This is a genomic window from Bacillus sp. ILBB4 (genome assembly GCF_035064545.1).
In the GTDB taxonomy this organism is placed as follows: domain Bacteria; phylum Bacillota; class Bacilli; order Bacillales; family Bacillaceae_H; genus Priestia.
Window position 1 is genome coordinate 837,745 of sequence record NZ_JAIQVD010000002.1, and the last position, 24,176, is coordinate 861,920.

25 protein-coding genes, 1 pseudogene and 1 riboswitch are annotated in these 24,176 nt (G+C 39.2%); of the genes and pseudogenes, 7 read left to right on the forward strand and 19 right to left on the reverse strand.

The window, feature by feature from the left end:
• Positions 1–97: 97 nt before the first annotated feature.
• Both LAV82_RS10390 and LAV82_RS10395 read right to left on the reverse strand, forming a co-directional pair.
• Positions 98–2,473: a YhgE/Pip domain-containing protein gene (locus tag LAV82_RS10390; RefSeq protein WP_211078410.1), complete on the reverse strand. Its 2,376-nt coding sequence runs from the start codon at positions 2,471–2,473 to the stop codon at positions 98–100.
• A 187-nt stretch (positions 2,474–2,660) separates the two neighbouring features.
• The gene (locus LAV82_RS10395) at positions 2,661–3,146 is read right to left on the reverse strand and encodes a GNAT family N-acetyltransferase (RefSeq protein ID WP_211078409.1); all 486 of its coding nucleotides are present in this window, start codon (positions 3,144–3,146) and stop codon (positions 2,661–2,663) included.
• Between the two features lie 178 nt (positions 3,147–3,324).
• Between LAV82_RS10395 and LAV82_RS10400 the strand changes: the two genes are divergently transcribed.
• The 3 genes from LAV82_RS10400 to LAV82_RS10410 are packed head-to-tail and all read left to right on the forward strand — an operon-like array spanning position 3,325 to position 5,720.
• Complete coding sequence (locus tag LAV82_RS10400) at positions 3,325–3,552, forward strand: FeoA family protein (protein ID WP_025749730.1); 228 nt, start codon at positions 3,325–3,327, stop codon at positions 3,550–3,552.
• The gene (feoB, locus tag LAV82_RS10405) at positions 3,549–5,519 is read left to right on the forward strand and encodes a ferrous iron transport protein B (RefSeq protein WP_499716039.1); all 1,971 of its coding nucleotides are present in this window, start codon (positions 3,549–3,551) and stop codon (positions 5,517–5,519) included. The genes LAV82_RS10400 and feoB overlap by 4 nt, the downstream gene beginning before the upstream one ends.
• 15 nt (positions 5,520–5,534) lie before the next feature.
• Complete coding sequence (locus LAV82_RS10410) at positions 5,535–5,720, forward strand: FeoB-associated Cys-rich membrane protein (protein WP_013055603.1); 186 nt, start codon at positions 5,535–5,537, stop codon at positions 5,718–5,720.
• A gap of 43 nt (positions 5,721–5,763) precedes the next feature.
• Here the strand turns inward: LAV82_RS10410 and LAV82_RS10415 are convergent, their stop codons facing one another.
• Together LAV82_RS10415 and LAV82_RS10420 are read right to left on the reverse strand one after the other, a co-directional pair.
• Positions 5,764–6,087, reverse strand: a complete 324-nt coding sequence (locus LAV82_RS10415) for a DUF3243 domain-containing protein (RefSeq protein ID WP_211078407.1) — start codon at positions 6,085–6,087, stop codon at positions 5,764–5,766.
• 16 nt (positions 6,088–6,103) lie between these two features.
• Positions 6,104–6,685: a hypothetical protein gene (locus LAV82_RS10420; RefSeq protein WP_013055601.1), complete on the reverse strand. Its 582-nt coding sequence runs from the start codon at positions 6,683–6,685 to the stop codon at positions 6,104–6,106.
• Positions 6,686–6,941: 256 nt separating this feature from the next.
• On the opposite strand from LAV82_RS10420, the gene hxlR reads away from it, so the two are divergent.
• From hxlR to hxlB, 3 genes are all read left to right on the forward strand, one after another.
• Entirely contained in the window at positions 6,942–7,307 is a 366-nt protein-coding gene (gene hxlR, locus LAV82_RS10425; protein ID WP_013055600.1) for a transcriptional activator HxlR, read from the forward strand.
• A 268-nt stretch (positions 7,308–7,575) separates the two neighbouring features.
• On the forward strand, positions 7,576–8,205 hold the full coding sequence (gene hxlA / locus LAV82_RS10430; protein ID WP_211078406.1) for a 3-hexulose-6-phosphate synthase: 630 nt from the start codon (positions 7,576–7,578) through the stop codon (positions 8,203–8,205).
• A 10-nt stretch (positions 8,206–8,215) separates the two neighbouring features.
• Positions 8,216–8,773, forward strand: a complete 558-nt coding sequence (hxlB, locus tag LAV82_RS10435; protein ID WP_499716040.1) for a 6-phospho-3-hexuloisomerase — start codon at positions 8,216–8,218, stop codon at positions 8,771–8,773.
• Positions 8,774–8,896: 123 nt separating this feature from the next.
• On the opposite strand, the gene LAV82_RS10440 is transcribed toward hxlB, so the two are convergent.
• The 12 genes and pseudogenes from LAV82_RS10440 to nei form a co-directional block, all read right to left on the reverse strand.
• The gene (locus tag LAV82_RS10440) at positions 8,897–9,142 is read right to left on the reverse strand and encodes a ferredoxin (RefSeq protein WP_013055597.1); all 246 of its coding nucleotides are present in this window, start codon (positions 9,140–9,142) and stop codon (positions 8,897–8,899) included.
• Positions 9,143–9,228: 86 nt separating this feature from the next.
• Complete coding sequence (locus LAV82_RS10445; RefSeq protein WP_013055596.1) at positions 9,229–10,239, reverse strand: ABC transporter substrate-binding protein; 1,011 nt, start codon at positions 10,237–10,239, stop codon at positions 9,229–9,231.
• Positions 10,236–10,979, reverse strand: coding sequence for an ABC transporter permease (locus tag LAV82_RS10450; protein WP_013055595.1), 744 nt, complete (start codon positions 10,977–10,979; stop codon positions 10,236–10,238). Before LAV82_RS10450 ends, LAV82_RS10445 begins: the two co-directional genes overlap by 4 nt.
• Complete coding sequence (locus LAV82_RS10455; RefSeq protein ID WP_499716042.1) at positions 10,976–11,740, reverse strand: ABC transporter ATP-binding protein; 765 nt, start codon at positions 11,738–11,740, stop codon at positions 10,976–10,978. The genes LAV82_RS10450 and LAV82_RS10455 overlap by 4 nt, the downstream gene beginning before the upstream one ends.
• Positions 11,733–12,404: a thiaminase II gene (gene tenA, locus LAV82_RS10460; RefSeq protein WP_013055593.1), complete on the reverse strand. Its 672-nt coding sequence runs from the start codon at positions 12,402–12,404 to the stop codon at positions 11,733–11,735. The genes LAV82_RS10455 and tenA overlap by 8 nt, the downstream gene beginning before the upstream one ends.
• 5 nt (positions 12,405–12,409) lie before the next feature.
• Positions 12,410–13,687 carry an acetylornithine deacetylase gene (locus tag LAV82_RS10465; protein ID WP_499716044.1) on the reverse strand — a complete coding sequence of 426 codons (1,278 nt, stop codon included), beginning with the start codon at positions 13,685–13,687 and terminating at the stop codon, positions 12,410–12,412.
• A gap of 114 nt (positions 13,688–13,801) precedes the next feature.
• Positions 13,802–13,904, reverse strand: a riboswitch (TPP riboswitch).
• Positions 13,905–14,123: 219 nt separating this feature from the next.
• Positions 14,124–15,134: a MupG family TIM beta-alpha barrel fold protein gene (locus LAV82_RS10470; RefSeq protein ID WP_211078403.1), complete on the reverse strand. Its 1,011-nt coding sequence runs from the start codon at positions 15,132–15,134 to the stop codon at positions 14,124–14,126.
• A complete protein-coding gene (locus LAV82_RS10475; RefSeq protein ID WP_499716045.1) occupies positions 15,131–16,492 on the reverse strand; it encodes a PTS transporter subunit EIIC in 1,362 nt (453 codons plus the stop codon). Before LAV82_RS10475 ends, LAV82_RS10470 begins: the two co-directional genes overlap by 4 nt.
• Before the next feature lie 88 nt (positions 16,493–16,580).
• Positions 16,581–17,435: a MurR/RpiR family transcriptional regulator gene (locus LAV82_RS10480; RefSeq protein WP_499716047.1), complete on the reverse strand. Its 855-nt coding sequence runs from the start codon at positions 17,433–17,435 to the stop codon at positions 16,581–16,583.
• A 12-nt stretch (positions 17,436–17,447) separates the two neighbouring features.
• Positions 17,448–17,849: pseudogene (locus tag LAV82_RS10485) on the reverse strand (N-acetylmuramic acid 6-phosphate etherase family protein); the annotation flags it as partial.
• A gap of 278 nt (positions 17,850–18,127) precedes the next feature.
• Positions 18,128–18,505, reverse strand: a complete 378-nt coding sequence (locus tag LAV82_RS10490) for an FAS1-like dehydratase domain-containing protein (RefSeq protein ID WP_013055587.1) — start codon at positions 18,503–18,505, stop codon at positions 18,128–18,130.
• A gap of 104 nt (positions 18,506–18,609) precedes the next feature.
• Complete coding sequence (gene nei / locus LAV82_RS10495) at positions 18,610–19,428, reverse strand: endonuclease VIII (protein WP_499716048.1); 819 nt, start codon at positions 19,426–19,428, stop codon at positions 18,610–18,612.
• Positions 19,429–19,677: 249 nt separating this feature from the next.
• Between nei and LAV82_RS10500 the strand changes: the two genes are divergently transcribed.
• The gene (locus LAV82_RS10500) at positions 19,678–20,679 is read left to right on the forward strand and encodes a DUF3231 family protein (RefSeq protein ID WP_211078399.1); all 1,002 of its coding nucleotides are present in this window, start codon (positions 19,678–19,680) and stop codon (positions 20,677–20,679) included.
• A 180-nt stretch (positions 20,680–20,859) separates the two neighbouring features.
• On the opposite strand, the gene LAV82_RS10505 is transcribed toward LAV82_RS10500, so the two are convergent.
• The 3 genes from LAV82_RS10505 to LAV82_RS10515 form a co-directional block, all read right to left on the reverse strand.
• A complete protein-coding gene (locus LAV82_RS10505; RefSeq protein WP_211078398.1) occupies positions 20,860–21,876 on the reverse strand; it encodes a FecCD family ABC transporter permease in 1,017 nt (338 codons plus the stop codon).
• Positions 21,877–21,881: 5 nt separating this feature from the next.
• Positions 21,882–22,916 (reverse strand): FecCD family ABC transporter permease, encoded by a 1,035-nt coding sequence (locus LAV82_RS10510; protein WP_211078397.1) that lies wholly within the window; start codon positions 22,914–22,916, stop codon positions 21,882–21,884.
• Between the two features lie 79 nt (positions 22,917–22,995).
• The gene (locus LAV82_RS10515; protein WP_499716049.1) at positions 22,996–23,940 is read right to left on the reverse strand and encodes an ABC transporter substrate-binding protein; all 945 of its coding nucleotides are present in this window, start codon (positions 23,938–23,940) and stop codon (positions 22,996–22,998) included.
• Positions 23,941–24,176 lie beyond the last annotated feature (236 nt).

A 24,176-nucleotide genomic window follows, 5' to 3' on the forward strand; every position in this document is an offset into this window, starting at 1 on the left:
CATTCACGTTCCCCTCTTTATATACGTAAACCTATACTATCATAAAGAAAAAGAGAGTTCCTTTTTAAACTGGAACTCTCTTTTTATATTAGTTAAATTATGCTGCTGCCTCTTCTTCTGTGTGATGCTTCTCTTTTCTGGCATTGATATAAAACATTATCAATGAAAGAGTGATGAAGATTGCTGCAAAGATTCCAAGTACGCCAGCCTGATGCCATACATAGCCGAAATCATCACCAATTGAAATGATTTCACGGAAACCGCGAATTGCATAGGTCATAGGCAAGTACGGATTAATTGCCTGGAAGAATTCCGGCACAAGTGCTTTAGGGAATGTACCTGCACTGCCGCCAATTTGAAGCAGCAGAATAATGAAGGCTAAATACTGCCCCACTTTTCCTAACCCTGTTGTTAAGAACAAGATAAGTGTAAAGAACGTCACACCTGTAATCATGGTAAAGATATAGAAGTGCCAAATGCTTGTTACGTTTAAATGCAAGCCCCATAGAAGAGCTGTAACAGCAATCGCTGCCTGCAGCATACCTACAATAGTGATGACACTAAACTTACTTAAGAACCACGAAATGCCTGATGTCGGTCGAATTGATGGCTCTTTCATTGGATATACCGCTGAAAACATTAATGTTCCCGCAAACAAGCCAATACATAAGATGTATGGAGCTAATCCGACACCGTACTTATCTACGTTGTTTTGTTTATCTGATTTTAAATCCGTTGGATTTGAAAACATACTATATGTTTTATCATCCGCTTTAACATCTTTTGCATCTTTTGCACCATCTGCTAAAGATGCATGAAGCTCGCTCGTTCCATCTGATAATTTAGATGAACCATCATATAGTTTGGACGAACCATTTGTTAACTCTTTAGAACCATTTGCTAACTTGGTTGCCCCGTTTTCTAGCTGTGTTAAACCATTTGCTAGCGCTGCGCTTCCTTGTTCAGACTTCTTAAGCCCATCCACAATTTGCTGCTGCCCGTCAGCAAGCTTTCCAGCTCCTGTATGAGCGTCAGCAATACCGCTGTTTAGCTCTGCAAATTTGCTGTTGAACTGCTTTTCTCCGTCTGCTAGTTTAACAGCACCGTTGTATAATTGAGTTTGGGCATTATATAATTTTGTTTGGCCATTGTACAGCTGACTTTGTCCATCAGCAATTTTATTAATAGCGCTTTGAATATCTTCTCCGCCTTTAGACAGCTTTTGAAGAGCCGCAGATAACTCTTGCACTTTATCTACTTTTGCTTTTAACTGCTCTGCTTTTTGCTGCTGTTCATCCATAAACTGCTGCGACGTGAGTTTTTTAATTCCTGCAATCAGCGTTTGTTTTTGCTCATCAGGAATGGACTCGTTGCTGTTAATGCTGTCAATGAGGGCTTGCTGCTGCTGTTCAAACTCTGATTTTTTTGAATCGACCTGCTGTTTAATCTGCGTAATTTCCTGTTCCGCTTGATTAATTTGCTGCGTAACACTGCTCACTTCAGCGTCCACTTGATTTAAGCCGCTTGTAAACTGCGGTAATTTCCCTTGAAGTGTCTTTGTTCCTTCATTGAGCTGTTGTGTCGCACCTTGCAGTTTTGCAGTTCCGTCTTGTAGTTGTCCTAATCCATTGCTAAGCTTTCCTGCACCTGTTTCAAGTTCTTTAGAAGCTGCATAAAGCTGTCCGCTCCCACTTTCTAACTTTCCTAAACCGCTGTTTAGGCTGCCTAAGTTTTCATTAATTGTGTCCGCACCGTTTAGTAGCTTAGCTGCACCAGCATTTAAATCTGTTGCTCCTTTTCGTGCATCCGTTAACCCGTTTGCTAATTTAGCTGTACCGTCTTCGAATGTAACCGTGCTGTCTGCTAATTTCTTCATGTTATCTCGCAGCGTTTTTGAGCCGTTTTCGAGCTCTCCTGCACCGTCACTTGCTTTTTGAAGACCGTCCGCTACTTGCTTAAAGCTGTCAAATACCGTTTCAGCATACTGCTTTGTGACCGCTTCTTTAATCTGATCATTGATTTTAGCCACTGCATTTGAGCTAATTTGAGCGCCTGAATAGTTCTTTCCGGCATTTGTATGATAGATAAATTTCATTTTTTTAGGATCTTTATCCATTAATGTTGTTGCATTTTTGGAGAAATTCTTTGGAATTTCTAAAACTAAATAGTAGTCCTCATTTTTTAAACCTTCTAACGCTTTTTCTTTGTTCGTAAATTTCCAGTCAAATTTATCGTTTTTCTTTAAATCATCAACAAAATCACGACCGACATTCAATTTCTTTCCATCTAATGTAGCACCTTTATCTTCATTTACCACTGCAACTGGAATTTGATCTGTTTTTCCATATGGATCCCAGTAAGCAGATAAAAAGATGACATTATAAAGTAATGGAACAAATAACAATCCGCAAATCACAACAATAGTCATTGGTTTGGAAAAGATTTTTTTCCATTCTCCTTTAATCATATTCATGTTTTTTAGCCTCCAATAATCCTTACTTCCGTCTGACTGTTTGACCGAAAAACATTTTCGGTCATTAAGTTCTGATTAATGTTACCATATTCACAAGAATAAGGTCAATCGTTATTCTGTAATTAAAAGCTGATTTTAGCAGAAAGTTTAAAATCAGCTTTTTTAAGATAACGTTCATGCTATAGGCTTAAATCATTAACTTCATCCGCATCGTTTTTAACAAATGCCCTTCAAATTCATCATCAAATTCACCCACGAGCTGGAAACCTTTTGATTGATAAAAAGCACGGCCTATTCCGTTTTCCCTTTCTACGTTAATGTAAACGATTTTTAATTCCTTCGAGCGCTTCATTCCTTTTTCTAACAATTGCGAACCGATTCCTTTTCCTTGATAAGCAGGCAGTATATAGATAGATCCTAGTTCTATTTCCCCTCTGTTTTGTAGTCGAAAAAAGTTAGCGTACCCTACGATTTTCTCATCAATAGTTGCTACATAAATGAACGAATTGCGCAGGCGCCACAGCAGCCTTTTATCGGAGTATGCTTCTGAAAGAAACCGATTCTGAACGCTTCTAGGAATAATTCCTTCATATGTATCATACCAGCTCATCTTTGCGACGTATTGAACAGACGTAATATCTTCTTTTCTCATTTTGCGAATGATTACCTCCACTCACATCCCTCCTGACAATTTGCTGCTAAAATCGTACATAATTTCACCTGAAAAATATAGTTATAAATATATATTTTTAATTGTAACGCTCTAGAAGCATTGATTGATTTTAGAACCTTATGTATAATCGAGATAGATACAAATTGAAAATGATTATCATTAACAGGAGTGCTGAATGATGAATTTAACTACCGTGAGTATTGGCGACAAAGTAAAAGTTAAAAACATTGAATTTTTAGATAGATCATTAGAACGCCGCCTTCTTTCTTTTGGAGTAAAAAAAGGCTGCGAACTATGCATGAAGCAAAAAACCATCTTAGGAGGACCTTGTATTATTGAATGTCAAGGTCAAATGATTAGCATCCGAAAACGCGATGCGGCTAAAATTGAGGTTGAGACAGCATGAGTACAATTGCACTTTTAGGAAATCCAAACACAGGAAAAACTTCTTTATTCAATATATTAACAGATTCCTATGAATACGTAGGAAACTGGAGCGGTGTAACCGTTGAAAAGAAAGTTGGGTCTATTAAAAAGCAAAACAGCCAGCTGGTTGATTTGCCGGGTGTGTATGATTTTACTCCTCTTTCTTCAGATGAAGCAGTGGTAACTAACTTTTTGTTAACCGGAGAATTTAACAGTATGCTGAATATTGTAGACGCTTCTCAGTTTGAAAGAAGCATGCATCTCACTATTCAAGCATTGGAATATGGAAAGCCATTAGTAATCGGCTTAAATATGATTGATGTAGCGGAAAAACGCGGATTGACTTTTCATTTGGAGAAGCTTAGCAAATCATTACATATTCCGGTTTCTGCAATTATTGCCCGCAATGGAAAAGGAATTAATGAGCTTCTCTCCACTTTGAAGCAAGATTTAAAAGCCCCGTTATTTCAACTAAATTACGGGGAAACCGCTGAACACGCAATTCATATGATTCAAACAAAAGCGGATGTCAGCAGATGGATTGCCATTCAATTTTTAGCTGAAAATAGCGTAATTGAATCAACATTAAAAGAAAAAACGGGTTACTCAGAGCTGCTTGAGCTTCGAAAAGCAGCTGCACAAAAATTAACCAAGCCGCTTAGCGAGCATTTCTTCGACGTGCGTACAGCATTTATCGAGCGCATTTCCAGCGAGTGTATCGTAAAGGGCAGTGAAACACCTCTAACCTTCACAGATCGAATCGATCGAATTGTGACGCATAAGTGGCTTGGTCTCCCTATTTTTCTTGGCTTAATGTATTTGATTTTTAATATTACGTTTACTTGGATTGGCGTTCCTCTTTCTGATAAACTGGACGGTTTTTTTGGCGGAACGCTTAGTAAAGGCGCTGATTCTCTTCTAAATGCAGCTGGTGCTGCTCCATTTATTCATGATTTAATTGTGGACGGCATCATCGCAGGCGTAGGCGGCGTACTAGTATTTGTACCACAAATCTTTGTCCTGTTCTTTTTCATTTCACTGCTTGAAGATTCAGGATACATGGCTCGAATTGCTGTAGTAATGGATCGTATCATGGAATTTTTCGGTTTGAACGGAAAAGCATTTATTCCGATGATTATTAGCTTTGGATGTAACGTACCGGGGATCATGGCCGCGCGTACAATTGAACAGCGAAAAGAGCGCCTTATGACCATTTTAGTAAATCCATTTATGAGCTGCTCAGCACGCCTTCCTGTATACGCTTTGTTTGTAGGTGCGTTTTTTGTGCAAAACGGAGCAGCTGTGGTGTTTTCTATGTACTTGCTTGGCATTATTTTAGCACTTGTTGTAACGAAAATTTTATCAGTAACGCTTCTTAAAGACGAACAATCAACTTTCATTGTCGAACTTCCTCCTTACCGCGTACCTCAAGCCAAGACTCTTTGGAGAAGCACGTGGGAAAAAGGCCGAAATTTCGTCCGAAAAGCAGGTACGGTTATTTTAGCTGGCTCTGTATTTATCTGGCTATCATCTTACGCTGGCCCTGGCGGTTTTGGAGTAGATATGGAAAATAGCTTTATGGCTATTATTGGAGGTGCTATCGCTCCTCTATTTATCCCTTTAGGTTTTGCGACATGGCAAGCTGTAGCATCACTGATTACAGGCTTCCTAGCAAAAGAAGTGGTTGTTTCAACTATGAGCATCATTTATAAAGTACAAGAAGGACAGCTTGGCGACACAATGAAGACATTCTTTACACCGCTAACAGCCTATACGTTTATGGTGTTTGTTCTTCTTTATGTTCCGTGTCTAGCAACCGTCGCTGTTATTCGACGAGAAACCGGCTCATTGAAATGGACAGCATTTGCTGTGGCCTACCCTTTGGTTGTCGCTTATCTCGTAGCTTTGCTTATACACACTATTGGAAAAGTACTTGGTTTTTCTTAAAAGGAGTGAATAATATTGATTATTAACATTTTAATTGGGGTTTTGATATTTGGATATGCCCTTTATCATATGACAAAATTCTTCCGCAAGAGTACTCAGGGAAAATGTGCAAGCTGCGCACAGCAATCTTCTTGTACAACGGATGATTGCGGTATTGACTGGGATAAAACGATTCAAGAGGCTCAAAATCAATCATCTTAATACATTAAAAAAGCATCCTGATAGATGGGATGCTTTTTTAATGTTACGCAACTAGTTTTAAAATGAGATGAGAAAGGACTTCCTTTTCCTCTTCACTGCTGACTTTCCATAACTCATGAAGGACTTTTTCTTCTCGGTTTCGAGGCTCCTCATTTTTGGCTAAATAGCTAGCCACTTTTTTTGTAGCGGCCGTTAATTGTTCCTCGCTTAACCCGAGCTTTTTACCGACATGAACTTTTTGAATCAAATAATCAGTAAACGTATCAAAGTTCTGCAAAATTGCTTCTTTTTTCTCCGTCCCTAAATTATCTGCCGTTTCTTCAATTTTATTCATGTCTTTTGTAGTTCCTTCATTCATTTGACTCACAGTTAGCATCTCCTTTTTAGTGAATAGACTGGTATGTTCTTTCACGCTCAGCTTCTGGTTTTTCGTCTGGTGTCATTTTTTCTTTACTTATTTCAGAAGTTGCATCTTTCACTTTTTCACCAATTTGCTGCAAATCACTTTTAGCATCTTCTACCGTCGATTTTGCATCATGCGTAACGCTTTTCACATCTTCTGCTTGCTTAAAGAAATCTTCATTTACACGCTCGTACAAATGTTTAGCATCATTAATTGCATCTTTTAAAAGATTCGATGCGTTTTTCATTTGTTGCACCATTTTTTCTTTTGTTTCTTGAGGGTTCTCTTTTACTTGATTAATCATGTTTGCAGAAGAGTCCTTTAATGTAACGGCTCTTCTTTTAACAGATGAGCGAGTTTTATTATCAAGCAATGTTATACATCCACCCACAACTGCCCCAACAACAACACCTTTTACTAGCTTGCTGCTGCAGCTTTTTCCAGCGCTAACAGCAGTAGTGCTATTAGCTGTCTGTGGATTGTTATTGATTCCTACGTCGTTATTAATGCCTGCGCTGTTGCTTAAAGCAGGGTTTTGTAATTCAGATCGGCTTCTTTCCATTTTTACTGCCTCCTTTAGCATTGTTATTGAGTGATTTCCCATCTTTTTTTATATTTAAACAATTGAATTCCTTAAAAATAAAAAACATGACTAAAGGCCACCTTTTACACCTCACTAGGCAAGAATAACTATATAGTAAGAAAAGCTGAGCTTTTTAATGGGAAGATACAAGCCGGATTTTTGTAAAAGGATTGTCAGCACCGGTATAATAAGTAGTACTTTAAATTTTATACTATTGGTCATAGGGGTGAAGCAATTGAGCCAGCTTAATAAGGAATTTAACTGTGAAAAAGAATTAACGCTTGCTATTATCGGTGGAAAATGGAAGATGCTGATACTATGGCACTTAGGACGTGAAGGAACAAAACGGTTCGGGGAACTAAAATCGCTTATTCCTGATATTACGCCGCGCATGCTGGTTAACCAGCTGCGGGAACTGGAAGAAGATCTAATTGTTAACCGTAAAGTTTATCCTGTCGTACCACCTAAAGTCGAATACTCACTTACAAAAGAAGGAGAAAGTTTAATGCCCATTTTGACAGCCATGTATGATTGGGGTAAAAATTACCGTGATACAGTGCTGATCAATCAAGAACAAAAGGCGGAAACGTTAATTAAATGATGGAAACTACTCCTTATATTCCATAGTTTTTATTTTTTTATGCGGATGATGTTACTCAATGTCATCCGCATTTTTAATGAAAATTAAGCGGTTACAAGACTGATATGTCCATTAGTATACTTCTGTATACTATCATTTCCCACACTATTTGTGGAAAAAGTGCGTACTTTTAAGAACCTCAAACTGCGGGTACAATAACTACACCAGCTGCTTTTTATGTAAAAAAGCACAAAAGGTATTTATAGATTTCTGTAAGGAGTGGAGTAGAATGGAATTACAATTAGCATTAGATCTTGTTAATATCTCTCAAGCAAAAGAGGTAGTAAAAGAAGTTGAAGAACATATTGATATCGTGGAAATCGGTACGCCCGTTGTAATCAATGAAGGGCTTCGCGCCGTTAAAGAAATTAAAGAAGCATTTCCTAATTTAAAAGTATTAGCTGACCTAAAAATTATGGATGCAGCTGGCTATGAAGTACAGCAAGCTTCTCAAGCTGGAGCAGACATCATTACCATCTTAGGTGTTGCTGAAGATATGTCAATCAAAGGTGCAGTTGAAGAAGCCAAAAAACAAGGTAAAAAAATTCTAGTCGATATGATTGGTGTAAAAGATATTAAAGGACGCGCAAAAGAGCTAGACGAATTTGGCGTTGACTATATCTGTGTACACACAGGATACGATCTTCAAGCAGTTGGCCAAAACTCTTTTGAAGATTTAGTAACAATCAAAAGCGTTGTAAAAAATGCAAAAACAGCCGTTGCTGGCGGCATTAAATTAGAATCTTTACCTGAAGTAATAAAAGCACAGCCTGATCTTGTTATCGTTGGCGGAGGAATCACGAGCCAAGACGATAAAAAATCAGTTGCTTCTCAAATGAAAGAGCTTATTACAAATTAAGGAGCTTTGTATGCAGACGAGCGAACATTTAAAAACGGTTATGAATGAGCTTTTACAAACAACAGCTCTAATCGCTGACGATGAAGCTGAACAGCTTGTAAATGGCATCATCTCATCTAAAAAAGTGTTTGTCACAGGAGCAGGCCGTTCAGGCCTTATGGGCAAGTCGTTTGCTATGCGTATGATGCATATGGGCATTGATGCTTATGTCATTGGAGAAACCGTGACGTCCACTTTCACGCAGGCTGATTTATTAATCATCGGATCAGGTTCTGGCGAGACGAAGAGCTTGATTCCTATCGCTCAAAAAGCAAAAGAACTTGGGGGAAAAGTTGGAGTAGTCACAATTTCTCCCGACTCCACGCTTGGCAAGCTGGCTGACTTTATCGTGAAGCTGCCCGGTGCTCCGAAGGATCAAGAACAAAGCAGTTATCAAACAGTGCAGCCTATGGCGTCACTGTTTGAACAAACGCTTCTTCTCTTTTACGATGCGCTGATTCTTCGCTTCATGGAGAAGAAAGAACTTGATACCCATACAATGTACGGAAAGCATGCAAATTTAGAATAAAAAAAGGTCTTGCCTAGGCAAGACCTTTTTGTTTTGAAACCTTATACTGAACATGCCGAAATGTTAACTTATCTCACATAGAAACTAAATGTACTTTATCATTATTTACTTTTTTCAAAAGCCCTATTCGAATTTTTGTGCATCTCCATAAAAGGGCTGCTCTGCAACTTTAATCGATTCTGTGGGGCATCCTTCGTACGCTTCCATCATCTCATCTTGCTGATGTTCAGGAACTTCTTTTGTTCCTTCGTTGTTATCTAACACGGCATAAGCAAGACCTTCTGAATCATAATCATAAAGATCTGGTGCGCTTCCTCCACATGCTCCGCAAGCAATACATGTTTCCTTATCTACTATCGTAAAAGCCATAAAAAAACCTCCTTTACCTTTTCACTTTCTCGTTCAGAAAGTTACGTTCAGTATAAGAAGGTTTTTTTAAATTTGTCTTAAATTATTTACTTGGATTCTCCGATATTCTCAAACATTTCATCTACATTTGGCTTTTTCTTAATTAATCCCGACTCTTTTAACCAGTCCACATTTGACTGCCATGATTCTTTCGTTTGACTGCCAAATCCATGTTCAGACTTCATTTTCGGAAGTAAAATATTCAAACTTTTTGTTTCCACGTCTTTTTCAAGAGGAAAGTTTGACTTATCTTGGTTATCTAACAAAATTTGAAGTGAGTCTTTTGGATGCTTCTCTGTGTACTCATACCCTTTTGTCGCAGCACGCCAAAACGCTTTAATCGTATCAGAATCTTTTGCCCACGTTTGATCCCCAGTAACTGCCACTAGCTCATAATAAGATGGTACACCGTAATCTGAAGGATCAATGTCAACCGTTTTGTATCCTTTTTTATGAAGCAATGGTACTTCGTGGTTAATATACGCACCTATTACGGCATCTACTTTTTTACTAATCAGCGATGAATTCAACTCAAATCCTACGTCTACTAGTTTTACTTTATTAGGATCTCCTCCATCGCTTTTTACCATTTTCTTTAGAACAGACTCGCTTAATGGTGTTCCGCTGTAGCCTACTACTTTTCCTTCTAAATCTTTAGGACGCGTAATACCGCTATCCTTCAGCGCCACAACTCGGTTTAACGGAGACCTTACAATCGCTCCTACCGACTTTACCGGCACATCTTCATTTGCTCGTGCCATTGCTACATCAGGCTGATAGTAAAGGCCGAGCGTAACTTTCCCCGCAGCTGCTAAATTAAGCGAGTCTGTTGGATTAGCAGGAAACTGTACTTTTACATTCAGCCCTTCTTTTTTAAAATATCCTTTTTCTTGTGCAGCGTAAATGAAGCTGTGCACTGCATTTGGGTACCAATCAAGCATAATTGTAACGTCTTTTAATTTTTTACTGTCACCAGCTTTATTTTCCTTGTCTTGGCCGCAAGCAGCGAGCATCAAAACAAGCATCAGGCTTAACCCAATCGCAAACCATTTTTTCATTCTGTTTTCCTCCACTTTAATGAACGTTTTTCGAAACCTACTACAATAATAAAGAATAAAATACCAAGCGCGGATAAAATCACAATTGGTGCAAATACACCAGCTGCATCAAACTGTGTCATCATGCGACGACTGAAATATCCTAAGCCTGCTTGTGCACCTAACCATTCCCCAATGGCAGCACCTATTATACTAAAGGTAACCGCTACTTTGAGCCCTGAATAAAAATGAGGCAGTGCAGAAGGAATGTTCAACTTAAAGAAAATATCTTTTTTTGTTGCTCCCATCGTTAACATGAGTTCTTTTAACTCTTTGTTTGTGGAACGAAGCCCGTCGAATGTGCTAACCGTAATAGGAAAAAAAGTAATTAATACGGTCACAATCACTTTGCTCCAAATGGAGTAGCCAAACCAGAGAACAAATACAGGAGCAATGGCAATGGTCGGGATCATTTGCGACGCAATAATAAGCGGATAGAAAGCACGCTCAATAAGCGGACTCCAATTCATCCACACGGCCAGCAGAACCCCTAGCACAACGGATATAAGCAGCCCAATTACGACAATAGATAACGTAGCTGGCAAATGCTTAAACAATAAATCCATTCGCAAATCCCAAAGCTTTGTTAAAATACCGGTGGGCGTTGGTAAAATAAACGGATAGTTTACAATGCGTGCTCCAATTTCCCAAGCAGCCAGTAAAATGACTACTAATATCACTGAAGCTCCGTACTTTTTCATGTGTTCACCTTCGATCTAAGCTGTTCAATTAAATAATCTTTCACGTCAAGCACACGCTGTTGATTCAAATCTTTTTGCGTTCGAGGTCTGCTAAGCGGCACTTGAATCTCTTCAAGATAACTTACCGGCTTGTCTGAAAAGATAAAAATACGATCTGATAAAAAAAGCGCTTCGTTTACGTCATGAGTGATAAATAAGATGGTGTGTTTACGCTTTTGCCATTGTTCAAGCAGCCATTCCTGCATCGATAGACGGGTAATGGCATCAAGCGCACTGAAAGGCTCATCCAAAAGCAGCACGTTAGAACCGCTTAATACCGTTCGCAGAAAAGAAACACGCTGCTTCATCCCTCCGGATAAATCACTTGGAAAACGGTTTTCATACCCTTTTAACCCAAACTCTTCGAGCAGCTGAGATACTTGCCTATGAGCACTTGCCTTTGACACATTGTGAAGCTCAAGAGGCAGTGCTGCATTGTCTAGAATCGTGCGCCACGGAAGAAGCAAATCTTGCTGCGGCATGTAGCCTACTTTTCCAAGACGTTTTTCGTAAGACTGTCCGTTAATCATGATATCGCCTTCACTCTGCTGTTCAAGACCTGTAATGAGACGAAACAACGTACTTTTTCCAGATCCGCTTGCTCCAACGATACTTACAAACTCGCCTTCTTTCACGTCTAAATTTAATGATTTTAAAATCGCTTGATCACCGTTTTTGTACGTAAAACTTACGTTTTGAAAAGATAACACAGACTTATTCATAAATTGGCCACATCGCTTCGTTATAAGCCATATCCCAGAACATATACTCAAAACGCGTTGTGTTTAAGAAAATTTCTTCCAGCTTTTCTAACTCCGCTTCTGATTTGTCTTCAGTAAGTGAGTCAAATAAGTTGATACACCACGTCGCTAGTTCTCCAAATTCTTCTGAGCTGTACATTTCAATCCACTCACGATAAAACTCATTGTTAGCTCCAGGCTTTTCACTGAGTTCTTTTCCTATTTCCCAGTAGCTCCACATACAAGGCAAAAGAGCCGCCACTAATTCAGCCAATGTTCCGCTTTGACCAACGTGCAGCATATAGTGTGTGTATGCAAGCGTTGTAGGAGATGGCTGCGCTTTTTCTAATTCTTTTTCGCTGATTTCAAATTTCTTGGCATACTCACGGTGCAGGCTCATTTCTTCGTTTAATGTAGAATCTAAAAGTGCAGCAAATTTCCCCATCGTTTGAACATCGGTAGCTTTCATGGCTCCAATCGCAAATAATTTAGCATAATCAATTAGGTAAAGATAATCTTGAATCATATAAAAGCGAAACTTCTCCTTTTCAAGCGTTCCGTCTCCCATCCCCTCTACAAAGGGATGATTATGATTTTGGCGCCAAATCGGCTGCAGCTTTTCATATAATCGTTCACTAAATTTCATGATGATCACTCCTTATGCGTATGCAGCCACGTATAAATGAACTGCACCATCACTTTTGTATATTGAATAAGCTGATTGATATCTAATTGTTCGTTCACAGCATGTGCATTTGCTAAATTCCCAGGACCGTAAATAGCTGCTGGAATACCCGCATCAGCTAGCCAACCGCCATCTGTTACGCTAGTTGACACATCAATTGGAGGCTTTTCCCCTTCAATTTGTTCGTGAGTATGTGCAAGCAGCTGCACTCCTGCATGACCTTCATCAATTTCTAATGACGGAAAGATTTCTCCTCTGTCTTCAATCATTGATGTGCCTCCCCATTCAAAGGTTGGCAGATTATCTTTTAACCATGGATCTGCTTTTGCAATAGCTAAAATGTATTCTTCCACTTCTTTTGATACTTGGTCGTATGATTCATTAGGATAATAGTGAACGGTGATCCACAGCCTGCATTCATCTGCAATAAACGCAGCATGCCTTCCGCCTTCGATTACTGCTGGGTTAATCGTGTTTGTTCCTGACAAAAATCCTGGATAGCTCTTTGTAACAGCCCAGTGGCGCTCCAATTCTTGCAGCCCTCCGATCACTTTTGCCATCTTTTCGATAGCGCTCGCAGCTAACAGCCCTCCTCCAGCATGAATCATGCTTCGGCGTGTACCGTCATGATAGGTTTTGCTGCTTTTTATCGTAATCCATCCTGTGATTACTCCGCCTTGACCTTGAATATGTAAATCACTCGTATCGGCTACAAGCGCAAAGTCAGCTGTATATCCTTTCTGACAGCATTGCAGCGTACCTGCTTCTCCCACTTCTTCTCCTACAACGGATTCAAAAATCAAGTCTCCCGGCAGTTCAATTCCTGCTTCCGTTAAAAGCTGCACTGCAAATAATGCTCCTGCCAAGCCGCCTTTCATATCAGCAACTCCGCGTCCGATTATCATATTGTCTTTTACCACAGCTTCAAACGGATTTGTCTCCCACTTTTCATTTTCTTGTACCTCAGCAACATCCATATGCCCGTTAATAATCAAGCTTTGATAGTCAGCTGATTTTTGTCCTTTTAACGTACCTACTACGATGGGATCGTTGGAATATAAGTCCCACATATCGATGGAAAAACCACAGTTTTTAAGGAAATCCGCTACGTATAGCTGCGCTTCATGAGAATTTCGTGCAGGAGGCGCCGGCGTTTTATATGAAACAAGCGTTGTTAATAACTGGATTAGCTCCCCTTTGCGCTCCTCTACCTGTTTGACAAGCAAATCAATTGTTTCTTCCATGTATGACACCTTCCTTTATGCATAAAAAAACACTTCTTTCGCAGGAAAGAAGTGTTTTTGTTTATATACACAAAATTATTATAACGAGTTCGTAAGGAAATCCCATACAAAACATCCATTACAATACCTCTTTCCTACGCTAGTATTACCTAGTTCAGGTTATAAGGGTTAAGACTTCTCGTCTCTCTCAGCTTCGAAAGCACCCCTAGTGGTGTTGTATCTCTATGAAATTAAACTATTATCATATGTTTACCTTTAATAGTTTTATCATAGTAAAGCGGTTTATTCAATAGAAAGGTTCATGATTCAGCAATGAAAATAGTTTCCTTTTTAGTAAAATAAAAAGCACACACCTTTTTTAAGCAGTGTGTGCTCTTTACTTTTATAAGCTTACTAGTTAGCTATCGGCTTTTTTAAAAATACACGATTTTTCCATTTAGACAGTGACAAGCTCAAGTTTTCGCCCCGGTCTCACTAATGAAAGTAGCTCATAATCTTCCTCTATCACATACCCAATCACGTTAACATTAGCATTTGCAGGCAAATTCGTTTTAGCTATTTGAATCTCTCCTCTGTAGCGTCCGTAGCCATCATTGTCCATTGTAATTGCTCCGATTCTGCGTTCTACTGTACGAAATGGCGGCACTGGTTTTACAGATCGAGTATCAACCAACCGCAGAACGTCTCTTGATACATCCGGACGCACGCTGTACGTTCCCTCTATATGAAGTGAACGAATGCGCAGCGGAATAATGCGGTTTTCTTGATATCGAACTAAACGCTTTAATAAACTTGAACCGGCGTATGGATCTCCAATATAAACCTCCGTTACTCCGCATCCGTATAAATCTACTGCAGAGGTAAAAGGACATCTATTACGGTCTTTTTCTCTAGTAGGAAGACCTTGATAAACAGGGCCTCTTTTTTCGCCTTCTCCAGGAATATAAGCGCAGACTGGGATACGAAGTTCATTAAATAAATCTGTCTGCTGTTGAAAAAACGTTTCTTCAAGTCCTGTTTCAGGCCGCGGATAAAAATTATGCCATGCAAGCAGCTGATGATGATGAAGGCCTGCAGATAACAGCGATTCTATTTCTTGTTTGGATAACGTACTTGCATTAACAGCAATATAAAATTCATTCGCAAGCGAAAGAGTTTCTTTTACACTAAAGCCATCGTCTAGTCTAATACCCGATACGCCAAGTGAAGATAGCGTCATAAGGCTTTCAATACCTAAATGAACCGGCGTATGCTTGGATACGTCTGCATACACGCTTATTCCACAATCTCTAGCCACATGAAGCAATTCTTTTGCCCGTTCAGCCAAGTCTCCTTTTTCTTCTGGAATGTGAAGCGAAGTGAATGCGCGTGTAACTCCGCATTCACTCGCTTCTATTAATCTTTTTTTGGCATCACTATCATTTAAATAAAACGAAATACCGATCATTCAAACTCCCTCGCCATTTCATCGTTAAATCCAAAGAAATAGGTACAAATAAACCCTGCTGCATAAGCAATAACTAATCCAAGTAAATAAAGAAGAATTTGATGCGCATGAACTAAAAACGTAAGCGGCAAACCGGATACCCCCACTGCTACAGTTGCAATATGGAAGTGCGCCTGAAACGCTCCTCCGATTCCGGCTCCAAGACAAGCGGTTAAAAATGGGCGCCCTAAAGGAAGTGTGACTCCAAAAATAAGCGGCTCTCCGATTCCCAGCAGACCTGAAGGAAGTGCCCCTCCAATTGCTCGCTTTAAACGTTTTTTCTTTGTTTTGATATAAATAGCAAAAGCTGCACCTACCTGACCGGCTCCGCCCATTGCTAGTATAGGAAGAAGCGGATCATCTCCAATTGAATTAATAAGCTCTAAATGAACAGGAGTAAGACCTTGATGCAGTCCTGTAATAACGAGCGGCAAAAACGTTGCTCCTAAAACAAAGCCTGCTACAACTCCTCCAACCTCTAGAACTCCTAAAAGACCTTTTGTGATTCCATCTGAAATTAAGCCTCCGATTGGCATGAATACTACATACGTAATAATGCCTGTAATTAACACCGTAACGGTTGGTGTAAGAATAATATCCAGTGACTGAGGGACAAATTTACGTACTCGTTTTTCTACCACGGCCATAAAGATTGCTGCAAGCAACACGCCTATTAAGCCGCCACGCCCCGGCAAAAGAGCTTCACCAAAAAGTTTAATATCAGCTACGGCAGGATTAATGACTAAAATGCCTGCTAAGCCTCCTAGAGCCGGCGAACCACCAAATTCTTTTGCGGCATTAATACCTACTAAAATACCAAGATAGGCAAATAAACCGCTCCCGATAACGGTTAAAAGAATAGCAATCTGTGAATCTGCCGGAAGCCACTTCGCTTGAACAGCTGCTTTTGTCACTCCAGTGATAAGTCCCGATGCTACAAGAGCAGGTATTAACGGAATAAAAATACTCGCAATTCGGCGAAGCAAGAGCTTAAACGGAGTTGCATTTTTTTCTTTCAGCTCCGATTTCCGCTGAGCCGCACGATTTTCTAAATTAATACCGCCGGATTCATCAATTAACTTTCCAAATTCCTCTGTTACTTTGTTTACTTTTCCAGGACCAATAATGATTTGCAGCGTTTCTTCTTCAACTAATCCGAGCACGCCTTCAAGCTTTCGTATATCTGCCTTTTTTACAATTGAATCATCTTTTACAGTCACCCGCAGCCGAGTCATACAATGCGTATACGCTTCAATATTCGATGCTCCCCCAAGCATCTCCAAAATAACCTTTGCTAATTGATGATTATCTAAAGACATGTTAATCCCCCTTTGTATTTTCCTCTTAGATGGATATGGTACTGAGGAAATAGACCACAAAATCCCCTTTTTGTAATCGCTTTCTTTTTTATTTCTTAGTTTTCAAAAACTGAATGGCATCCCTTGTTTTATCAATATACTCAATCGTCTGGTCATACTGCTGCGCTGCAATACTTAAAAACAACACATCAATCATATAAAGCTGGGCTAAACGAGACGATGTAGCCGCGCTTCGAAACGGCACTTCTTGAGAATAAGACGTATACAAACAAATATCAGCTAAAGACGAAACGGTAGACTGTCCGTATTTGGTTAAGCTAATCGTCTTTACTCCGCGATTTTTAGCTAAAGATAAGACGTGGCTTACTTCAGGAGTCTCCCCTGAAAAAGAGATGCCCACAACTACATCGTCTTTACTTGCATTTGCGATGAGTGTAGCTGCTAGATGGCTATCTGCAAAAGCCGTCGCATTTTTATTAATTCGAAGAAATTTTTGCTGCGCATCCATCGCAATAATATGTGAAGCACTGATTCCAAAAAAATGAATGTTTTTGGCTTCAATCAGCGCCAAAACAGCCCGCTCTGCTTCTTTATAATTCACAAGCTCGGCCGTATCACTTAGACTTTGAATGCTGTTGCTTGCCGTTTTTTTGACAATAGATTGGATCGTTTCATTTGTTTCAATATCGCGGTATCCTTGCTCCGTATCTCTAGCTAAATCTCCGGCTACTCTTACCTTTAATTCTTGAAACCCGCTAACCCCGATAGATTTACACAAACGAATAACATCAGCACTGCTCGCATTCGCTAGTCTACCTAATTCCCCAGCCGTACTGTTTACCACAGTATGCGGATTATTTAAAATATATTCAGCAATTTTCCTCTCCGAATCAGGAAGCTTTGCCACCGTGTTTTTAATCATTGTTAATCCGCCTGTTGACATCGTTTCTCTCCCTTATACGTAATGTTCAATCGCTTTTCTCACATAACCGCCCGCATCATTCAGTAACATCTTCGCGGTGTCGTAATTTTCATCTGTTTTGATCATAACCACTGCTGTTTTCACCTCATTATTTGCTTCTTCAAGCTTTTGATTTGCTTGTTCATAAGAAACACCTGTAATTTTACAAATAATACCTATCGCTCGTTCTTTAAGCTTTTCATTACTCACATGAACATCTATCATTAAGTTTTCATACGCTTTTCCTACTTTAATCATAGCCGCTGTAGAAATCATGTTGAGAATCATTTTATGAGCGCTTGCTGCTTTTAACCTTGTGGAACCTGTTAGCACTTCCGGACCTACTACTACCTCAATACTATGGTCCGCTTCTTTTCCAATAAGAGAATTACCATTTATTCATTACGTTTAAAATTTCTTTTTTACTAGCCGCATCTACCTTCATTGCCTACTCGTTTTGAGACTCTGTGGTTAACAATGTAAGCTATTCATTCATCTTTTTAGCTCCTTTTTAATCTTGTAGTAAAGTTATGGTTATTATAATCTCTTTAAAATATAATTTCGATAATTTTCTTTCTTTTTAAAATTTAGTTTTAAAAAACAACATAAAAAAGTCACGAACCCGTGACTTTTCTAACAACATTCATAACTTATTTCTTGTTAGCGTTATCATTTTAATCTCTAATAATTCCATTACTTGTTCCTATCAGTACTTCTTTACCTTGTTGATTTCGATACACTGATTTGATTTTCACTTTTTGAAAACCATCTGCTTTTTCTACTTCAGTTAATATGCATTCACAGGTAACTGTATCTCCCGCAAAAACTGGACGAAGAAATTCACTCACCATTTCTCTTGCAATGTAGTTTAAGTCTCCTCCTATTTTTGTCCCAATACTAGCAGTCATAAGTCCATGCACCATTAGCCGCCCTTTTTCGTCACGTTCTATATGATGTTTGCCCCGGTCTCCAGTCATCTCCGCAAACTGCATGATTTCTTCCTCTTGAAACGTTCTTTGCCACGTAAATGTATCTCCTGCTTTACATTCCATCTTATCCCTCCCCTTAAGATTATGACTTTACTTTTTAACTATATCACAAAAATGAACAGTCATTCATTTACACATCAAAAAAATAGCAGAATAAATATATCCTGCTATTTTTGACAAATAGGACAGTAATAAAGCCTTCTAGAAGCAGCTTGCACTTTTAAGATAGGCGTGCCGTCAATTCGGCAAGCTTCTCCTTCACGGTTAAAAACCCAGTGGCGGTATTGAGAGCGCTTTTGGCCTTTCTTCTTTAACGTTTCAGCAAGCTTTACATCATTTGTAATGCCACCTGTTTCATAGGACTGTTTTACAAGAGAAATGGTTGCTTCAGCTGCCTTTTTAAGCTGTTCTTCCGTGCAGTCTACTGGACGAGCAGCAGGATTAATTCCCGCTACAAATAGGATTTCACTGCGCAAATAATTTCCAATCCCCGCTATAAAGCTTTGGTCTAGCAACAGCGACGCCCATTTTCTGCGGTAAAATGGCTTAGAGTAAAAGCGATCTAAAAGCTCATCTGCCGTTACTTCTTCACTTAAAGTATCCGGACCTACTCTTGATACAAAAGGATGAGCAGAAACTTCTTCATCACGTAATACTTCAATATCAGAAGCGCTATAGAGCAGCGCTGATTTCTTTTCATTATGAATAGCAAGACGCAGCTGTCTGTTTGTAGATGGATAATTGTAAGACGAACGTACATACCATTTTCCATAAAGCTGATTATGTGAATAAATGGTATAGCCGTTGTCAAAACGAATAAGCATAGCCTTCCCTTTTGTATCTACCCTTTTAATACGAGCACCCGTTAATACTTCTTCGTAATGCTGTAAAGATGGAAAAGCAAACCATATCTCTCTAACGGGAAGACTGATAATCGCTTTTTCCACTTCATCAGCTGCTCGTCTAATTTCTGGACCTTCTGGCATATAATGAAACTCCTTTCTTGCCTGACTTTCTTCATTTATTATTTCGGTTTTATTTCTGCTTTGCAAGAAAGAAGCGGTTGAACACTTTTTTTCCTAAAAGAACCTTTAAATTATGCATGACGGTTACTCTTATAGTAAAATGTTGATACCTTTTTTTACTTTCTATAGTGTTTATCTTACTTCCTTTGACTTATACTAGTTGATAAATTTTTAGAAACTTGTTAATTATCTATATATGAGGAGTTTATTATGAACAATCAATCATTTTCTCCACTATCAGCCGCCGAGATGGCTGTTATTTGGAAGCAATATATGAACGATAAAGCAATTTCTTGTATGCTTAAACATTTTCTGTGTCATGTAGACGATTTAGATATTCAAAAAGCGATTCAAGGTACACTGCACATCACAACAAAAAACAGTGATGCGCTCACTGCTATCTTTTTAAAAGAAAATATGCCAATCCCGCTCGGTTTCGGCGAAGAAGACCTTGATGTTGAAGCTCCAAAATTATTTTCGGATTCTTTTTATTTGCTTTATTTGAAGCATATTTCAAATGTCCTTCTGCTATCAGCAACTACGGGTGTCGATGTTGCCGCAAGAAATGATGTACGACCTTTTTTTCGCAGCTTGCTATTAAAAGCAGAAAAGCTTAACCAAACGATTACAGATTTGCTGTTAGAAAAACAAATTTTTATAGAGCTTCCTCCTATTCCTATTGCAGATGCGTCTGATATGAACGATAAAGAACTCTTCTTGGGAAGCTATTTTGATGAAAAGCGGCCGTTAACCGTCATTGAAATTTCTCATATCGTGTCAAGCATACAGACGAACTTAATTGCAAAGGATTTAATTTTAGGGTTTGCTCAAACAGCTCCTTCTCAGGAAATTCAAGCTTTTTTGTTAAAAGGTAGAAAGCAGGTACAGCAGCACATTGAATCCCTGTCACAACCGCTAATGGTAGAAAACATACCGGTCACAATGAAGTGGGATTACGGAGTAGAAAAGTCTTCCGTTCCTCCATTTTCAGAAAAACTCATGATGTTTCACCTAGCCGCGATGATTACTGAAAATGTACGTGGATACGGGCTTGCGATGTCAACGAGCCCGCGTTTAGATCTCGCTTTAAACTATACAAACTTCACGAATAAAATTTTAGAATACGCCAAAGAAGTATCAAGAATAAGTATTGAACAAGGATGGCTAGAAGAGCCTCCGCATATTCCATTCCCAAAAATTCATTTGGAATAAAAATGAGATTGGGACATAACGAAATGAACCCAATCTAAAAACGAGCAATAGGGATATATGAGTTGGACTGCTTGTAAAACCTACGTTCACCATGATTACAAAACAACACGAACTATTCATCCATTTTTGATGGATGAATAGTTCGTGTTTAACTTTAACTACACTACTTTTGTCACAGCCTCATTTTTTAGATTCTCTCCACAGTAAATAAAGAAAATACGGAGCGCCGATAATGCCAATGATTAATCCGGCCGGAATTTCAATCGGAGGAGCAATTCCTCTCCCAATTAAATCTGCTCCTAGTACAAACAAAGCGCCAAGCAAAGCGGCTGTAGGAATCAATTTTTTGTGTCTCGGTCCCACTAACCGTTTGGCCACATGAGGAATAATAAGCCCTACAAAGCCAATGGTGCCAACAACCGATACAACCGCAGCCGTCATTGCCACCGCGCTTGCTAGCAATACTAAACGAATTAACTCTACTCTAGCCCCTAGTCCTCGAGCCACTTCATCACCTAAATGAATTAAATCTAATCGGGCAGCTAACAGCCAAATCAGCGGTACTAATATAACGACCCAGGGAAGTAAACCAATTAATTGATCCCATGTCCTTCCCCATAAGCTGCCGCTCAGCCAAATCAGTGCGGCATTTACGTTTGGATTTGCTTTTGAAATTAACAAGTGAATACCGGATGAACAAAAAGCGCTGACTGCTACACCTATTAATGCAAATCGAATAGGTTCTACTCCTTTTTTATAAGCAAGCAAATAGACGATGACAAAGACAAGCGATCCTCCTGCAAACGCAGCGGCGGATAAAACAGATGGGCTTGCTAAAGGCAGTAAAATAGTGACTGCAACAGCTGCTAATCCTGATCCGCTTGATAGACCTAATGTATCTGGACTAGCGAGCGGATTTCTCATAATGGACTGTACGACGACTCCGGACACAGCTAGGCCGACTCCTGTTAAAATAGCCAGCAAAATACGAGGTAGACGAAATTCTACTAAAATGGACGTCAAGTCAGGATCGCCAATACCAATAAAAGACGTAATAATGTCTAGAGGAGGTATGTTAATGTCTCCTAAGCTAAGGCTTATGACACTCAGCGCTATAATTAAGACAGAAAGAATGATAAACAGGCCGACAGACTTGAATCGAGATGGCTGCTTTTTTGTTTTATTGACAGTCTGCATATAACTCATGCCTTCCTTTCTGTTTTTTTGCGTCTCGCTAAGTAAATAAAGTACGGCGTTCCGAGCAATGCTGTTACTGCACCTACAGGAGTCTCATACGGGTATGTAATAAATCGTGATAATACGTCTGCTAATAGCAATAAAGATGCACCAAGCAGCGCGCTCATTGGCAAAACGACCCGGTAATCTACACCTATTAAATAGCGTACCATATGAGGAACAACAAGCCCTACAAAGCCAATGGGACCCGCAATTGCCACCGAAACACCTGCTAATACAATCACAACAACTGCAGTGAACGCTCTAATGGCAAAGACTCGCTGCCCGAGTCCTCTAGCTACGTCATCTCCTAAAGACAATAAAGAAGACGCTCTTCCCAGACCAAACGCAATAAGCAGGCCCGCGATGCTAAAAGGAACCAATACATGAACATGTCCCCAATCTCGCCCAATAACTGAACCGGTGAGCCAGAACATAACGCCTTCTGTTTTGCTTTCATTAAAAATCAGCAGTGTTTGCGTGAGAGACATAAGCATACCTTGTATAGCAACACCTGTTAAAGCAAGCTTTACATCACTGTCGCCTCCTTTAATCAACGAACTCATGACATAAACAATAACAGCAGCAAATGCGCCTCCTAAAAATGCACCGAATACCCCGCCAATTATGCTTACACTAGGCACTAAAACCGTTAAAAATACCATTGCCGCTGATGCGCCAGCATTAATACCAAAAATACCAGGAGAAGCTAATGGATTTCTAGTTAATGCTTGCATCAACGCTCCAGCGACAGCCAAATTAGCGCCAACAAATGTGGTTACCAGTAAGCGAGGCAGACGGACAGTTTGAATAATAGACTGTTCTTTTGATCCGTCAAAATTTAGTATAGCTTGCTTAATCGTTCCAAAAGAAATATGTATAGAACCGATGGAAATAGATAAAAACATTGAAATCAGTAAAAGAATAATAACCGCAAGAAAAATAGCTATTATACGAAGCGGAGATTTGTTTCTTTTGGATAAGCCGTGAACAGCTTTCATAGTAGACTGCGCCTCCTTTCATTTGAAAGTTCAATAAAAAGAAAAGAACAATCCCGCGGGATTGTTCTTTTCTTCGTTATTATTTGCCTTCAAATAATAACTTTTCTGCTTCATCTGCAATACCATTTGCACCTTGTACACTTCGGCGAAGAGACCATTTAAATACATCAACTTCATACACTTGATTATTTTTAACCGCTTTTAGCTCTTTCCATAATGGCTGTTTTGCTAAAGGCGTATGACCTTTTTCATTTCGCATAACAATGAGTTTGTCCGGATCTGCTTTTACGAGCTGTTCCATTGTCATTTTTACACTGTACTCTTTTGTAGGATCTGTTAATGCATTTTTGAAGCCTAATTGCTCAAGAACACCCGTTGTAAAGAAATTTGAAGTTCTAGCATTAATATTACCATTTGCATCAGCGATAACAAGTACATTGCCCGGATTTTTTGGTGCTGTTGCTTTTAAATCCTTCATTTTTTGCTTATGCTCTTCTACCACTTTTTCAACTTTTGCTTTCTTGCCAACCGCTTCTCCTACTTTTAACTCTGTATTTAGTAAATCATCGTAATTAGCATTTAAGTTTTTTAACTCAATCGTTGGCGCAATTTTCGATAATTCTTTGTATACATTTTTATGACGTTCTGAATCGGCGATAATCAAATCGGGCTTCAGCAGTTTAATCGATTCCAAGCTTGGCTGCGCTCGCGTGCCAACTGATTTGTATCCCTTGATTTCTTTTAGTACATCTTTATCAATAAGCTGTTCTGCTTTATCATCATCAGCTACTCCTACAGGTTTGATACCAGCATCTAACAATGCATCAATAAAGCCTAACTCTAATACGACTACTCGCTTTGGATTCTCTTTTACCTTTGTCTCTCCAAGCTCATGCTTGACCACTCTTGTTTTTTCACTTTTTTCATCAGCTGAATTTTCCTTATTCGTGCTGCTGCAGCCGATAAGCATTCCGATTGCCAGCATTGTAATAAAAGCCAGCAGTCCTATTTTTTTCTTATTCAAATGTCATTCCTCCTGCTTGTATCTTTATGTAGATAATCGACTCTTGAAACTGATAATCGTTATCATTATATCAGTTTTATCTATTTAAACAAGCTGATTCGTTATTTTTTAATTAAAAAAATTATATCTATTCTACAAAAAAAAGAGATTGAGACATAGCTACATCATTCCAATCTAAAGACGAACAAATGGGATATATGAGCTGAACTGCTTGAGACACCGCTGGAAGCAACTCA

What these genes read in the sequence shown, in the direction of transcription:
- LAV82_RS10455 (WP_499716042.1), bottom strand. Translation starts at nt 11,740, where the DNA reads ATGAATAAGTCTGTGTTATCTTTTCAAAACGTAAGTTTTACGTACAAA.
- LAV82_RS10400 (WP_025749730.1), top strand. Translation starts at nt 3,325, where the DNA reads ATGAATTTAACTACCGTGAGTATTGGCGACAAAGTAAAAGTTAAAAAC.
- tenA (WP_013055593.1), bottom strand. Translation starts at nt 12,404, where the DNA reads ATGAAATTTAGTGAACGATTATATGAAAAGCTGCAGCCGATTTGGCGC.
- LAV82_RS10465 (WP_499716044.1), bottom strand. Translation starts at nt 13,687, where the DNA reads ATGGAAGAAACAATTGATTTGCTTGTCAAACAGGTAGAGGAGCGCAAA.
- LAV82_RS10505 (WP_211078398.1), bottom strand. Translation starts at nt 21,876, where the DNA reads ATGCAGACTGTCAATAAAACAAAAAAGCAGCCATCTCGATTCAAGTCT.
- LAV82_RS10500 (WP_211078399.1), top strand. Translation starts at nt 19,678, where the DNA reads ATGAACAATCAATCATTTTCTCCACTATCAGCCGCCGAGATGGCTGTT.
- nei (WP_499716048.1), bottom strand. Translation starts at nt 19,428, where the DNA reads ATGCCAGAAGGTCCAGAAATTAGACGAGCAGCTGATGAAGTGGAAAAA.
- hxlA (WP_211078406.1), top strand. Translation starts at nt 7,576, where the DNA reads ATGGAATTACAATTAGCATTAGATCTTGTTAATATCTCTCAAGCAAAA.
- LAV82_RS10440 (WP_013055597.1), bottom strand. Translation starts at nt 9,142, where the DNA reads ATGGCTTTTACGATAGTAGATAAGGAAACATGTATTGCTTGCGGAGCA.
- LAV82_RS10490 (WP_013055587.1), bottom strand. Translation starts at nt 18,505, where the DNA reads ATGGAATGTAAAGCAGGAGATACATTTACGTGGCAAAGAACGTTTCAA.
- LAV82_RS10450 (WP_013055595.1), bottom strand. Translation starts at nt 10,979, where the DNA reads ATGAAAAAGTACGGAGCTTCAGTGATATTAGTAGTCATTTTACTGGCT.
- hxlB (WP_499716040.1), top strand. Translation starts at nt 8,216, where the DNA reads ATGCAGACGAGCGAACATTTAAAAACGGTTATGAATGAGCTTTTACAA.
- feoB (WP_499716039.1), top strand. Translation starts at nt 3,549, where the DNA reads ATGAGTACAATTGCACTTTTAGGAAATCCAAACACAGGAAAAACTTCT.
- LAV82_RS10390 (WP_211078410.1), bottom strand. Translation starts at nt 2,473, where the DNA reads ATGAATATGATTAAAGGAGAATGGAAAAAAATCTTTTCCAAACCAATG.
- LAV82_RS10445 (WP_013055596.1), bottom strand. Translation starts at nt 10,239, where the DNA reads ATGAAAAAATGGTTTGCGATTGGGTTAAGCCTGATGCTTGTTTTGATG.
- LAV82_RS10510 (WP_211078397.1), bottom strand. Translation starts at nt 22,916, where the DNA reads ATGAAAGCTGTTCACGGCTTATCCAAAAGAAACAAATCTCCGCTTCGT.
- LAV82_RS10470 (WP_211078403.1), bottom strand. Translation starts at nt 15,134, where the DNA reads ATGATCGGTATTTCGTTTTATTTAAATGATAGTGATGCCAAAAAAAGA.
- LAV82_RS10475 (WP_499716045.1), bottom strand. Translation starts at nt 16,492, where the DNA reads ATGTCTTTAGATAATCATCAATTAGCAAAGGTTATTTTGGAGATGCTT.
- LAV82_RS10420 (WP_013055601.1), bottom strand. Translation starts at nt 6,685, where the DNA reads ATGGAAAGAAGCCGATCTGAATTACAAAACCCTGCTTTAAGCAACAGC.
- LAV82_RS10480 (WP_499716047.1), bottom strand. Translation starts at nt 17,435, where the DNA reads ATGTCAACAGGCGGATTAACAATGATTAAAAACACGGTGGCAAAGCTT.